This window comes from Pseudoalteromonas sp. GW168-MNA-CIBAN-0100 (assembly GCF_040309225.1).
Taxonomy (GTDB): Bacteria; Pseudomonadota; Gammaproteobacteria; order Enterobacterales; family Alteromonadaceae; genus Pseudoalteromonas; species Pseudoalteromonas arctica.
In genome coordinates this window covers 1-308 of record NZ_JBEOOL010000362.1, presented here as the reverse complement: position 1 = coordinate 308, position 308 = coordinate 1, and the positions used below count along the sequence as shown (strand labels likewise).

At 32.1% G+C, this 308-nt stretch carries 1 pseudogene; it reads right to left on the bottom strand.

The features are described from left to right. Nucleotides 1-308, bottom strand: a pseudogene (locus AAEY62_RS21490) (BCCT family transporter); the annotation flags it as partial.

The following is a 308-nucleotide window of genomic DNA, read 5'->3' as shown; positions in this document are numbered from 1 at the left end:
GTAGCCAATATAAGCAATACAAATAAAGAACAAGGCAATAACTAATGCGCCAACCCATTGAATTTGTAAAAACTCTAACTTAAATAGTAATGTTAACAACGACAAAGCAACAATATTCATGGTTAAATATTTAAATTTACCTAAGCGTTTAACCGTCAAGTTTAAGTTATCTGTGTATAACCGGATAAGCGAATCAAGAGAGTTAATTACAAAAATAATACCAACAAATACCATGGCAAAGTTTTTAATACCTTCGGTAGGAATACCAGCTTCGTGGTAGTGATAAAGCACACTAAACCAGATAGCAA